This is a genomic window from Bacteroidota bacterium (assembly GCA_023957335.1).
Lineage (GTDB): Bacteria > Bacteroidota > Bacteroidia > NS11-12g > UBA955 > JALOAG01.
The window spans coordinates 209,956-223,540 of sequence record JAMLHC010000001.1; the positions used below are offsets into that span (position 1 = coordinate 209,956).

The 13,585-nt window shown below is 37.0% G+C and carries 15 protein-coding genes; 6 read left to right on the forward strand and 9 right to left on the reverse strand.

What is annotated here, in order from left to right; translation table 11 throughout:
* Positions 1-11: 11 nt before the first annotated feature.
* The 4 genes from lysA to guaA form a co-directional block, all read right to left on the reverse strand.
* Entirely contained in the window at positions 12-1,238 is a 1,227-nt protein-coding gene (gene lysA / locus M9892_00845; protein MCO5252896.1) for a diaminopimelate decarboxylase, read from the reverse strand.
* Between the two features lie 77 nt (positions 1,239-1,315).
* Positions 1,316-2,464 (reverse strand): hypothetical protein, encoded by a 1,149-nt coding sequence (locus tag M9892_00850; GenBank protein ID MCO5252897.1) that lies wholly within the window; start codon positions 2,462-2,464, stop codon positions 1,316-1,318.
* 3 nt (positions 2,465-2,467) lie between these two features.
* Positions 2,468-3,664, reverse strand: coding sequence for a hypothetical protein (locus M9892_00855; protein ID MCO5252898.1), 1,197 nt, complete (start codon positions 3,662-3,664; stop codon positions 2,468-2,470).
* A 55-nt stretch (positions 3,665-3,719) separates the two neighbouring features.
* Positions 3,720-5,246 carry a glutamine-hydrolyzing GMP synthase gene (gene guaA, locus M9892_00860; GenBank protein MCO5252899.1) on the reverse strand — a complete coding sequence of 509 codons (1,527 nt, stop codon included), beginning with the start codon at positions 5,244-5,246 and terminating at the stop codon, positions 3,720-3,722.
* A 139-nt stretch (positions 5,247-5,385) separates the two neighbouring features.
* Here guaA and M9892_00865 point away from each other — a divergent pair, with 139 nt between their 5' ends.
* The 6 genes from M9892_00865 to M9892_00890 all read left to right on the forward strand — a co-directional run bounded on the left by M9892_00865 (position 5,386) and on the right by M9892_00890 (position 10,312).
* Complete coding sequence (locus M9892_00865; protein ID MCO5252900.1) at positions 5,386-5,751, forward strand: hypothetical protein; 366 nt, start codon at positions 5,386-5,388, stop codon at positions 5,749-5,751.
* A 100-nt stretch (positions 5,752-5,851) separates the two neighbouring features.
* Complete coding sequence (locus tag M9892_00870; protein MCO5252901.1) at positions 5,852-6,322, forward strand: hypothetical protein; 471 nt, start codon at positions 5,852-5,854, stop codon at positions 6,320-6,322.
* A gap of 300 nt (positions 6,323-6,622) precedes the next feature.
* Complete coding sequence (locus M9892_00875; protein MCO5252902.1) at positions 6,623-8,509, forward strand: ATP-binding protein; 1,887 nt, start codon at positions 6,623-6,625, stop codon at positions 8,507-8,509.
* A gap of 38 nt (positions 8,510-8,547) precedes the next feature.
* Entirely contained in the window at positions 8,548-9,222 is a 675-nt protein-coding gene (locus tag M9892_00880) for a response regulator transcription factor (protein MCO5252903.1), read from the forward strand.
* A gap of 86 nt (positions 9,223-9,308) precedes the next feature.
* Complete coding sequence (locus tag M9892_00885) at positions 9,309-9,632, forward strand: hypothetical protein (GenBank protein MCO5252904.1); 324 nt, start codon at positions 9,309-9,311, stop codon at positions 9,630-9,632.
* A gap of 38 nt (positions 9,633-9,670) precedes the next feature.
* Entirely contained in the window at positions 9,671-10,312 is a 642-nt protein-coding gene (locus M9892_00890) for a hypothetical protein (protein ID MCO5252905.1), read from the forward strand.
* Between the two features lie 123 nt (positions 10,313-10,435).
* Here the strand turns inward: M9892_00890 and coaD are convergent, their stop codons facing one another.
* The 5 genes from coaD to M9892_00915 all read right to left on the reverse strand — a co-directional run bounded on the left by coaD (position 10,436) and on the right by M9892_00915 (position 13,560).
* Entirely contained in the window at positions 10,436-10,894 is a 459-nt protein-coding gene (gene coaD, locus M9892_00895) for a pantetheine-phosphate adenylyltransferase (protein MCO5252906.1), read from the reverse strand.
* Positions 10,895-10,914: 20 nt separating this feature from the next.
* Entirely contained in the window at positions 10,915-11,445 is a 531-nt protein-coding gene (locus M9892_00900) for an RsmD family RNA methyltransferase (protein ID MCO5252907.1), read from the reverse strand.
* Positions 11,436-12,140 carry a DUF3822 family protein gene (locus M9892_00905; GenBank protein MCO5252908.1) on the reverse strand — a complete coding sequence of 235 codons (705 nt, stop codon included), beginning with the start codon at positions 12,138-12,140 and terminating at the stop codon, positions 11,436-11,438. The genes M9892_00900 and M9892_00905 overlap by 10 nt, the downstream gene beginning before the upstream one ends.
* Positions 12,141-12,222: 82 nt before the next feature.
* Positions 12,223-12,756, reverse strand: a complete 534-nt coding sequence (locus tag M9892_00910) for a hypothetical protein (GenBank protein ID MCO5252909.1) — start codon at positions 12,754-12,756, stop codon at positions 12,223-12,225.
* Positions 12,757-12,882: 126 nt separating this feature from the next.
* Positions 12,883-13,560, reverse strand: coding sequence for a YceI family protein (locus M9892_00915; GenBank protein MCO5252910.1), 678 nt, complete (start codon positions 13,558-13,560; stop codon positions 12,883-12,885).
* Between the last annotated feature and the right edge of the window lie 25 nt (positions 13,561-13,585).

Sequence of the window (13,585 nt, forward strand, 5' to 3'; positions counted from 1 at the left end):
ATAGTTCCCATTTAAAGATTTTCCATGGTAGCCAGCAAATCCTGCAGGTTTTCTCTACGTCTTATCAGAGTTGCTTTTCCATCTTTAATCATAACCTCTGCAGGTCTAAAACGCGAATTATAATTAGAGGACATAGAAAAAGCATAGGCTCCGGCATTCAAAAAACACAAAATATCACCTTCGTGTACTTCACTTAATTTTCTATCCATCGCAAATGTGTCTGTTTCACAGATATAGCCCACCACCGAATAAACACGTTGTTTCCCTTCGACATTGCTCACATTGACAATATGATGATAAGCATCATACAACTTGGGACGTATCAAATGATTAAAACCTGAGTCAACACCGGCAAAAACAGTAGAGGTTGTTTGTTTTACAACATTGGTTTTCACCAAAAAATATCCGGACTCACTAACCAAGAACTTACCCGGCTCAAACCAAAGTTCTAATTCTCTTCCATAATCTTTACAAAACTCTTTGAATCTATGGGCAATTTTTTCCCCAATCTCTTCTATCTCAGTAATTACTTCATCCGGTTTGTAAGCAATCTTAAAACCACTTCCAAAGTCCATATACTTCAAATCAGGAAACTCAGAAGCAGCATCAAATAATAATTCAGCACCATACAAAAACACATCCGCATCCAAAATATCCGACCCTGTATGCATGTGCAATCCTTCCACTTTGATATTAAAACTCTTTACTATCCTGCTAATATGACGTACTTGATGAATTGAAATTCCAAATTTAGAATCAATATGCCCCACGGAAATATGTGCATTCCCACCCGCCATGATATGCGGGTTCAGACGAACACAAACCGGCACTTTGCTTCCATACTTACTTCCAAATTGTTCCAAAACCGAGAGATTATCAATGTTAATTCTTACGCCCTCTTTAACAGCCATATCAATCTCCTCCATCGAAACGCAGTTGGGAGTATAAAGTATTCTTTCGGGCGCAAAACCTGATTTTAACGCAATCCAAACTTCTTGAATAGAAACAGCATCTAATCCAGACCCCATTTTATTAAACTCCTGTAAAACTGCAATATTGGTCAATGCTTTGCAAGCATAATTCAATCTCACTTTTACTCCCGGGAATGCATTGAACAAGCGTTTATATTGCCTTTCAAACACAGACGCATCATAAACATACAGAGGAGTATCAAACTCCTCAATCAATTTTTCGACAGGTATTCCTGCAATATTATATTGTCCGTTAATCAATTCCATAAGGGAGTGCAAATGTAATTTTTAATGAGTGTTTTAGAAAAGAGAAAATGAAGAAATTATTTTACTCCATTTGCTTATCAATCATAGCGCAACTCAGCATGAAACAACACATCTCCGCCCATCTGCTGACGGTTATAATATTGTGACTTTAATACTCTTAATCCTAACTCTGAAAAGAATGGGAAATGAGCTACATTTTCGGGTTCAAATACAGAGCAGGTAATATAATGCAATGTGCCACCATGTTTTAGAAACGGCAATGCGTTCTTCACTATTTTTTTTTGCAACTCTGTATAATGTTCAATTTGAGCACAATCAAACCCGCGCAAGTTTTCGGGATTTCTTCTCCAAACACCGCTCCCGCTGCATGGTACGTCAGCTATAAGGGTGTCAAAATACGCTTGTTCAATTCTCATTTCGGCTTCTTCGCCCGCAAATACAAGGCATTCGTGCGGATTCTCCAAATTGACCTCTGCTGACATAAAAGGCTCCAAACCTTGATTGAATGCCCTTTGTTTCAAATTATACAAGATGGATTTGCGTATATCAGAAACGAAAAAATGGCTGCTTGGATGCAACTCTTGCAGATGCAATGATTTGCCACCGGCTCCTGCACATACATCCCAACATTTTTCACCTATTGCCATCTCTTTACAAATATCTTGTGCTGCTATATCTTGTATTTGTACTAAACCATCTTCTACCAATGTATTCAAATATGATGTTGCATCAATCGAATACGTGTTCTCCGCCACTTGTTCAAAAGGCATGTCTGCGAGACAATCCTTGTGTGTTAACTTTCCTTTTCGGGTTTCCCTAAAATAGACTTTGCCGGTTATGAGGTGATGTTTACAAAAATCAATATAGTCAATCTCCTTGCTAACCATGTTTGAGCAGGGGAAAAAGACGTCAAATCCTCCTTCAGAATTCGCTATCAAATCCGCAATGGTGTGACCGGCTATTGTCATTTTTGGTGTAGCCGGTTCTGCAATCAACCCTTTGCATATCAATGAAAGTCTGATTTTTTCTTCCACAGTCAATTGCGACATAGATTTTCCTAACCTGAAAAATCCGTAAGCGGCTTCCTTGATGGTTTTGCGATCACGACTTCCCATCTTCTTATTTTGCTTGAAAAATCGATTCAAATAGAGATGAAACGGAACTAAATAGTCGTAGGTTGTAATGAGTTCGGCAGCAACCTTAATATGCTTATCAATGATTGCCACGCCCTATCTAATTTTTTCCAAATCAAAGTTCTCATTCAGTCTGAGAATATTAACAAACCTATTTTCGTAAGTGTCGTTATTCATGTGTTCAAACTGAAAAGATGTATGCATTAAGGGGAATGATTTACCTTGAATATATGCTCCGAAACCGGTTCCAAATGCTGCCAGAGCTTGCACAAAAAAAATTGTTTGGTCGTATCCAATATAGGAAAATTTACCGGAAACACCTCCAAACTTGGCATTGTAATTTTCATTAAAGATTACTACCTCAGAATCATCTTGGCTGACTGTATTATTATTATAAAAAAACAAATTGCATTTTGCCCATGTAGCAAACGGGATTATAGGAAAATCAAACCATTCCATCTCTCCCACCACATTTACATTTTTTTTACCGGCAGTAAGATTAAGCAGATTATGCACTGTAATATCAGACTTTGTTGGTGCAATAACAATTAATTCCGCACTACTTGCTATATGTTGATTCAACATGTTCAAATCAACAATTTGGAGAGACTTTTTCTTTTCATTAAATGCACGCAGAAAAGCACGTCTTGCAGGTAGTCCAGCGGCTGTATTATCATTAAGCATGACAAATTTACTTGTACCAAATAGTTTCATCAGTTGCAAAGCCGCCAAATAATGACGATTGGAATCATCGCTCACGGGGTTATAGATTGGCGAAGATGTTCTATTTCTTTTTGAATAAAATCTCAGCGGATTTACGAGCGGAATTCCATACACACTACAGAACCGCTCTACTAATGCAAACTCACTGTCATACACCGGTCCTATAACTAAATGTACTGTTTTAAAATAGCTTTGTTTGAGTATTCCGGAAACTACTGCTGTATCATTTTGGGAGTCAAAAATCTCAGTATGCACATTCATTCCTCTTTTACTCAACTCTTCAAGAGCCAATTCTACACCCTCAAAATATTCCATAGAAACACTTTTGAGTTGTTCATTTATTTTCCCCTCTTTGTTAAAACAAAATGGCAGGATTACAGCAACACGATATTCGTTAACATCCGAAACAGGAACCTCAAACTGTTGCCCCATAAAGGTTACAATGGAGGCTTTTGCATTTTTGTGCTGTTTTTTATTGTCTGTAGTGATGACTACGCCTCCGCTTTTAGATGTTTCATCAGAATAAGCAGGTTCAACGGGTTGCAACACAACAGTGTTCCTTTTGCTCACATTTAGTGAACCGCAAGAAACAATCAGTAAAAAGAAGGAAAAAAAGACGAGAGTCTTATTCCCATTCAATAGTCGCAGGTGGTTTAGAACTGATATCATATACTACTCTGTTTATTCCTTTAACGTTATTAATTATCTTGTTTGAAATGGCAGCCAACAATTCATAGGGAATATGAACCCAATCGGCAGTCATCCCATCTGTAGAAGTAACTGCACGCAAACATACAGCATTTTCATAAGTTCTCTCATCGCCCATAACTCCCACACTTTGCACAGGCAAGAAAATTGCTCCTGCTTGCCAGATTTTGTCATACCAGCCGGCTGCTTTTAGTTCGTTGATATATATGCTGTCTGCTTCTTGCAATGTTTTAACTTTTTCTTGGGTAATGGCACCCAAAATTCGAATTGCCAATCCCGGACCCGGAAACGGGTGTCGCCCATTGATTTCCTTGGGCAAACCAAGCTCTGTACCCACATTACGGACTTCATCCTTGAAAAGGTTTCTAAGTGGCTCCAGAACTTTTAAGTTCATTTTTTCGGGAAGCCCGCCCACATTGTGATGAGACTTAATGGTGGCTGAAGGTCCGTTCACCGAAACGGATTCTATTACATCCGGATAAATAGTACCTTGTGCTAACCAACGTGCTCCTTCCACTTGAGTTGCTTCTTTATCAAACATTTCTACAAACACCCTGCCAATGATTTTTCGCTTTTGTTCAGGGTCGCTCACTCCATTGAGTTGATTATAGAAAACCTCTGAGGCATCCACTCCCTTCACATTCAAATCAAGGCTTTTATATGTTTGAAGCACTTCTTCAAATTCATTTTTCCGCAAAAGTCCATGGTTTATAAAAATACAATGCAGGCGTTTTCCGATAGCTTTTGAAATTAACACAGCAGCAACGCTCGAGTCCACCCCGCCTGACAATCCTAATATTACTTTGTCATCCCCAACAGTTTGTTTGATTTGTTCCACGGTTTCTTGCACAAAATTGGCGGGAGTCCAATCCCCTTTGCAACCGCAGATATTGTAAACAAAATTTTTAAGAATCGTTTTTCCTTCGATGCTGTGTGTAACTTCAGGATGGAACTGTATTCCGTAGATATTTTTGCCTTTCACCCTAAAACCTGCAACCGGAATTGAATCTGTGGTTGCGACAATTTCAAACTGAGCAGGAAGACTCGTAATGGTGTCTCCATGCGACATCCAAACCTGAGAGGTATGTGCAATACCGGCAAATAACTCACATGAAGTATTGGCATTCAAAATGGCTCTGCCATACTCTTTATTGGAAGTTTTACTCACAACACCACCATTGTTATTTGCTATGAGCTGCGCACCATAACAGACACCCATAACGGGCAGATTAGCACTCAGGGCATCAATATCTACTTGTGGTGCAGCTTTGTCATGCACTGAAGCAGGGCTGCCCGAAAGTATAATTCCTTTCATATTTTCATCCAATTGAGGAATTTTATTATACGGATGAATTTCGCAATAAACATTGAGTTCTCTGAGCCGTCTGGCAATAAGCTGAGTAAACTGAGAACCAAAATCAAGAATTAATATTTTCTGGTGCATACAAGGCTTTGGATAAGTGTGCGAAATTAAGCAGTCAAGACTATTAATTTGAGAATATTTTGAGAGATATTCCTACGTTCATAATTCATTCTTATTCCATAGAACGCAAACACTACAGTTAGTTACATATCTTTGCAATGTGAAAAAGGGTGTCAAAATATTCTTTTCTATTTTTATTATGGTTGCATACATTTTTGCAACGGGGCAGAACCTTTATCACAGCCATACACATCACTATCATGCTAATTCCAACCAATCCGAAAGTTTTTCAATACAAAAGATTAATGGACTCAGCCTCGCCAGCGGAAACGAGAATGCTTTTGCAAACAGTCTTAGGATGTATTACAATGGCGAGAAGAAACTCACCAATGACTTCAAAAGGATATTAGAATCAGCCGAATACTATTATAGGACATCTTGGTTTCATTATCTCGACTTTGAAAAAAACAGTTTCGTGAGGTTTAGCCCACCGGATATAGTTTTCCCTTTTCATTATTTTTGGTAATTGTTTCCGATTCCTTCCATTATTCAAATGGAATCATATCTTAATCAGCCACCACAACGGAGGCAAAAACAATTATTCACAAAAATAAATTTAAAAAAAAATGTTATCAGAAACAACCATCATCGGGTTGATAATTCTATTAGTATTTATCATCCCTATTATCATAATGTATGTTAAAAGTCAACAGAAAAAAGGACGCGCAATAAATTCACTCAAGGCACTTGCTTTAAAAGAGAACAAGCACATTTCAGAATCCGACACTTGGAAAGAGAACGCCATCGGATTGGATGAAAATAAAACTACTGTTTTTGCAATCAGGAAAACAAAAGACAGTATAATTCCTTATACAATCAGATTAAAAGATGTAAAATCATGTCAGTTCATCAACAGAAGCAGTACGAACTTTATTGAACAATTAACACTTACATTCACATTTAAGGATAATGCTAAGTCTAACCTGACTCTTGATTTTTATCATAATGAACTTGACTCTACAGAAATTGCAGACGAACTGCAACTGATTCAAAAATGGGACAAATTAATCAATGAGCGAATGAAAGAAATTGATTAGTTGACTTTATTAATTTAGAAGGCCTCGCTCTTGTAGCGGGGCTTTTTTCATATCCTAAAACCTATGTAACTCATTTATAATTTGAAAAAGACGAAAATCAAATCATATATAATGTGGTTACGCAAATAAACACTTCAGAACAATCCATATATCATAAAAAGTTTTAGTTTTGGACATTGATATTTAAATTGAGTATTGAACGTCCACTTTCATAAATACAAGCATCTGTTTTATATCTTGACCTGTATGGTATTGTTTCCCACATACCTACATGCTCAAGAATCTACTCAAAAGAGGGAAATGGTGAACCGTCTAATAGATGAAAACAAAGATGACTCAGCCATTCTTATATTAAAACAAATACTGGCTCTATCCCCAAAAGACAGTATTGAGCACCAAGGCAGAGTATTGCATCAAATTGGCAAGTTACTTATTTACGAGGGGCATTATAGAGAATCTTTCCAATATCTCGAACAAGCCCAGAAGAAATACCAAAAGATTCAGAACCGGTATCTCGAACATCTAATTTTACAAAGCAAAGCGCAAGCCTATGCAGACTCGGGCGATTATGCATCCGCTATTCACCTGATTCAAACAGCGTTAACATATTGGGAAGCAGAGCGAGACACCTCAAAAACTATGGGACACCTTCTGGATTTAGGTTTGTATTATTACGAAAACAATCAGATTAATCTGGCTTTGAATAGTTATCTCAAAATTGTGAACCTCCCATACGATAAAGAGCAAATCCAAAAAGCAAAGGCATACAATCAAATGGGGAATATTTGGGCTGCAGAGTTAGAAAACAATCATAAGGCACTTGAATATTATTTTAAAAGTCTTGCCATCAAATTGACATTGGGCGACAAATACCTAAAATCTGTTTGTGCATCATACAATAACATCGGACTTTCATATAAAATACTCGGGAAATTAGACTCTGCCGCCTTTTACTATCAAAAGTCGATTGAGTTTGGGAAAAAGTCCGGTGCATTTGAGTCACTTATTGAACCGCTGAATAATTTAGCCAACATCTATAAGCGTGCTAATAAATTAGAAAAATCCGAAGAAGCATTGCTTGAAGCGTTTCAATATATCAAATATGGTTCGATTGCTAATCAGATACTGATACATACAAGCTTAGGGATTTTATATAATGAAAAGAAAGAATATGCCAAAGCCTTAAGTTATTTTGAAATTGCCAAAGAACTGGCAGACAAAACCGAAAATCTCAATGATATGGGCGATGTACGCGAGTTTATGATTGAGTCCTATTTTGGGTTAGGACAACTTGACAAAGCAAATGACTGTTTAGCTCAACTTCTTAGCATCAAGGACAGTATCACCAATCTCAAACTCAATCAAACTGTTGCTGAAATGATGGTTAAGTATGAAACAGAGGAAACCAATAAGGCATTACTGCTTGCACGTCAGCAAAATCTGGAAAAAGATTTAAAATCCAAACAATTAACCATGTGGTTTCTTGTGGTTTTGCTTTTTCTTTTTACCCTAACTTCCTATTTTTATTTGAAGTTAAGAAAGAAACAAGCATTGGCAAAACAAGCAGCTCTTGAACTTTCGCTTCAGGAACAGAAAATAAAAAATAAAATTCAAGAGGAACGTTTGAGAATTTCACGCGAACTGCATGACAATATTGGCTCTCATCTTACACTTATCAATGCACTCACCGAAGAATTTGACGAAAATGACATCAAGTCCAAAAAGATACGTAAAAGTATCCTGTTGAGCATGAAAGAACTACGCAAAACCGTTTGGTTGTTGAACAAAGATTCAAATTCTATTGATGAAATTGTCATTCGCTTGCGAAGTTTCTTGAGCAACATGGATGACGAACGCATTAACATTCTGATTCAGGCAAGCGGCAATACCGAAGTTGTATTAAATGACATCCAAACAACCCACTTTTTCAGAACTATTCAAGAAGCGGTTAACAATGCCATCAAATATTCGCAATGCAGCGAAATTAAAATTACGATTAATATTGACAATAATAACCTTATACAGTTTAAAATTGCAGATAATGGAAGCGGATTTGACACTGATAACACAAGTACAAATAATGGATTGGCGAACATGAAATATAGAATAGAATATCTAAACGGGCATCTGGATATTGAGAGTAGCCCGAGTGAAGGCACCACCATAAAAGGCTTCTTTAAAGTTTAATTGCAATTTATACGAAACACTGCGTATTGATATAAAATATGGAAAAAAAGAGTTTTGCCCCCAATATGCCCATTAACATCGCCATAGCAGAAGATAACTGTTTTTCAAGACAGGCTGCCATAGAGCGCATGTCAAAATATCCGCAAATTCGGATAAAACATATTGCAGCTAATGGAAAGGAATTGATTAGCATGCTCCACAAAGATTGCAACATAGACTTGGTCTTGATGGACATTGAAATGCCTGTAATGAATGGTATCGAGGCAACAAAAGAAGTAAAGAAGAATTGGAATCAAATCAAAGTATTGATGCTCACAATGTTTGACGATGAACAAAATCTATTTGATGCTATCTTGGCGGGTGCTTCAGGTTATATACTCAAAGAAAGTAACGCTGAACAGATATTTAGGGCTATGATGGACACGATAACCGGGGGGGCTGTCATGAGCCCTGCAATCGCACTCAAAGCATTGAACCTCATCAAACACCCGCAACAACCAACGCAAAACACTCAAGACTTTGGCTTATCTGAAAGAGAAATAGAGATTCTTAACCAACTGAAAAATGGACTCACGTATGAACAAATAGCCTCTAATCTATTCATAAGCTATCATACAGTTCGCAAACACATTGAAAATATTTATCGAAAATTGCAAGTAACCAATAAAGTCGAGGCACTCCAAAAAGCTTCAGGAAACCGCCTACTTGATTGAGTTATAAATACGCAATTATACTTATTGAAAACATGATTACAGAATTTCTAAATTTGAGCCCTGAAACACTAATACTTACAAACAAAATGAAAAAAATACTACTTTGTCTTATGACAGTTACTTTTGGATTGAGTGCCCAAAGTCAAAACATCTCCTACAGTATTCGTAGTGATGACCCCTATGACATCAAGAAAACAGTCATACATCTTGACCCTTTCTATGTCGATTGCTGGATGACTAATATAAACATAGGGTGGGGCATCAGGGTAGATTACAGATTTAACAAAAATCTCAACTTTGCATTAACTTTTAGAAGAGCCTACCTTGATATGAATGCAGGCGAACACATGGATGGAAATCTAATGTATGCAGCAGGAGGATTAAAAAATACATTTTTGTTGAACCCGTAGCTTACTACACATTGGCTGACTATACCAATAGAGCAAGTATGCGAATAGTGTTATCATCTAATTCCTATTCTTATGGCGGATATACCTACACAAACACAAAATCAATTAATGTCCCCGGAACAGCAAGACACGTAATCAGTGCACGTGGCGGTCTCATGTTTATTAACAATGCAGTAGATTTTAGCGAAGGAGACGCAGAACCTGATTTTGAAGCAGTAAATTTCAAGGACAAAAATCAAAAATTTACATTTGGTCCTTATGGCCAAACTGTCGGTGGAAGCCCTATTTATAACGGCTATACTATGATGACAATGACTTCTCTGTTTGCCGGTATTTCGTATAAATATATTTCAAATCTTGTTGTAGATGTGGAAGGTTGGGGCGGCAGAAGAAATGCAGGATTAAATGATATATATTTTGATTTAATGTTTGCACCCGTTATTTCTTATGCAGACATGGCATCAAGAGATAAAAGAGTGTGGGAAATAAGCAACAAAAATCAGAGCAGAATAGGTTGGAGAGTAGGCTGGCAATACAGACATCCCGTTAAAACATGGATGTCATTTGAATGTGCTTTTGGTGCTCGTCCCGGATATAAAGGACAGTCAAAAGGAATATTGAATGCACGAGCATTTTTAGACTTAACTATGGGTATTTCCATCCCTACAAATAAGCTCTAATCACAGAGAGGCAAAAGTAATTGCCATATAAATTAGCTATCAGTTGTCAACTTGATAAGAGTCCTCAAACCTGCCTATGGCGGGTTTTGGACTTTATAAAAAGTACTGCAATAAATAAAAAACTCAAGATTCTCCCACACCTTTAGGAACAAAAGGTCTGAAATCTCCACCGGAGACAATAATTTCTCTGACTATTGAACTGCTAATGGTAGCCGCATTTTCCGGAGCTAAAACAAAGATGGTTTCAATCTCTGGCGACATCTTTTTGTTGGCATGCGCAATAGATTGTTCGTAGTCGAAATCTGTTGAATTGCGCAGTCCTCTAATAATAAATCCGGCATTTTGACTTTTACAAAAATCGATAGTCAAGCCTTCGTATGTCATGACCTTAACCTTGTCCGTGTTTTTAAAAACTTGCTCTATCCATGCTTGGCGTTGTTCCAAACTGAACAAAGTGGCTTTTTTCACATTAGAACCAATCGCAATAATCACCTCGTCAAAAAGATTTAAACTTTTTTCAACGACACCAACATGTCCGTTGGTAATAGGATCAAATGTTCCGGGGAAAACGGCTCTTTTCATCTATGCAAAGTAAACGATTTTTATTTTCTATAGAAACTGATAGTGGATTGGCCATAGAATTTTTCTTCAACGAGCGTAATATGTGGCAGCAAATGGTTTCTTTCATGTTCCAAACAAACCAAAGTAGGCGATGCAACTTTCTTCATTATTTGATTTAATAATTCCTGATAGAATGTCCAATGATAGGGCGGATCTGCATAAATGACATCATAACTTTGCAAGTCATGTATTTGCACAAAATTCAAAGCATTTTCTTTCTTTAAACTCCAATTATCAGCAACTCCAAATTCCAATTTAAGTTGTTTCATAAATTGTATGGATTTTGGGTTTAAGTCAACAGATACTACATCAACACACCCTCTGGAAATAAACTCTAAAGCCATAACCCCGGTACCCGCGAACAAATCCAATACTTTTGTTTGAGCAAAATCATATCTGTTTTGCAAAATGTTAAAGAAACTCTCACGCGCTCTGTCTGTGGTGGGTCGCACATGGCTACCGGGACTCCCCTTGATTACCCTTCCCGCAAACTCCCCACCTGTTATACGCATTGTGGAAGTTGAAACAACAAAGAAAATTCTTGTAAGTCAAACGGTGCTGATCCTTGGTAATTAGGTAATTTTAATTGCTTTTCAATGGTAATAACATTTGCAAAATACGGCTTCCAAAGGTTAGAGGCACTTTCTGAGTATTCCGTCTCTGAATAAACAAGACTGCACTCTTCTTGACGAATACCGTAGTCTTTGAGTATGTTCAAACAAAAATACAAAACCTCCTCATAAGCAGTAAAATCAAAAGAATTGGCAAATAGAAGTTTATTCTTTTGTAAAAGAATCAGATGAAAACCATCCTCCTTTCTAAAAACGAAAATACTGTTAGTTGTAGTGCACTCTAAAAGTGATTTAGCAACCAGCTTCATTAATAAATCGGTTACAGATATTTCTGTTATTTGTCCTTTATTCGATATTGATCTATTACCCATTTCATTGCGTAGCAATAAAGTATTTCCAAAAAAGTCCAATTCTGATTCATTTACAGGATTCATTGGATTCAAAACTCCCGCTCCTTTGAAAATAGCAGGAATAATTTCGAAATGCTGAGGGGTATATAAAAATGATACCGAAGAGCAATGATGGTTTAGCGGTTCAAAATTATGCGGAGCAATGCCTTCATCAAAGGTTTGCCTAAAAGCCAAAAGCTCATAATTAAGAGCAAAAACAGCTTCGTTATAAAAACCATTTTTCAAAGTAAAAGCATAGAAATAGCCTGAAGAGCTATCCTCCAACCATCTTTTGGAGGTAAACTCCTTAAAGACATTGGCTTTATTCTTATTTCCAGTTTCCAGAATAGATTGCTTCTTTCATTGAGCCCACTTTCAGGGTTCTAACGCGATTATATGGATGCGGGTCAGTAACTTCAAACACAGGTACTTGAACATCATTCTTTTCAATAAATCCGGCAGAGATTAAGAACTTTGCGGTATCTTGTGGAGGCACTAATGCAATTTTATCAATATTATATTCTTTGTTGCCAAATACTTTCTCTAAAGGATTTGAAAACACGGTATCAACCTTTAAACCTGCCAGTGAATCTTTATCCAAGTCCCCTATACTTTTAACTTCCATGTATTGTTCATGTTTATAAAAGTAAAGTAATGAATCAAAATTATCGGCAAATTTACCTTTGGTATCCTTATAGCCAAGTTGAGCCTTTTGCACCTCTTTTAATCGGTCAATCACTTGTTGGTCAATTTGTCTGACCTCATTCGTATAATCAACATCCATCTTAACGGAATGGTAAATGAGATAGCCAACAACTGCGTTTAGGATTAACAAAACAATGATGATAGTTTTATTTGACATAGGTTTTAAATGAGAGTGCAATATTAATACTTTTGGAATTAATTTATTAAAAAGCCCCTCTGAATTAACATAAGGGGCTTTACATAAAACAAAAGATATTAAAAAGGTCGTTTCAGGCTGATAATGCTATTGATTAGCTACTAATTTCACTGTTATTTCAAGTTCATTCTTCACAAAATCATCTTTGCCTTTCTTTACAACGCCATCCAGAAATCCTTTAATTCCTTCTTCGTCATAAGTAACTCCCCAATCAAGTCTATTAATTATAAAAGTTGCATTTGCACGGAAACCGTTCTCAGAAAAATCAACTTTGGCAGGGAAACTAATCTCTTTTGCCAATCCATTAATTGTCAAATTACCTGAAATAAGGTGTGTATTGCCCTTGTCATCAGATTCTACCTTAACAGAAGTGATATGGAAAGTAGCTGTTGGGAATTGTGCTACATCAAAGAAATCGGGACTTTTAAGATGCCCCTCTAATTTAGCTTGGTTATAATCACCATCAACGGGTAAATCAAGATTTTTGATTGTGCTCATATCTGCCGCAAAATCACCTGCAGACACATGTCCATTCTCAATAGAAACAGTCCCGCCAGCAAGGTTAATGGTACCATGATGGGTTTTGCCAAGGTGCTTACCTCCCACCCATTCAATGATACTCTGGGTTGTATCAATTTGAAGGTTGAGTGCAGTAGTTTCGGCTTGCGCTACTTCTCCGGCTTCGTTAGCTTCAACATGCTGTGTCTGGTTGGAACATGCAGCAAATAAGAGCGCTGCGAAACTGATTAAAAATACTTTTTTCATATTTGTTTATTTTGGATTTTAGGTT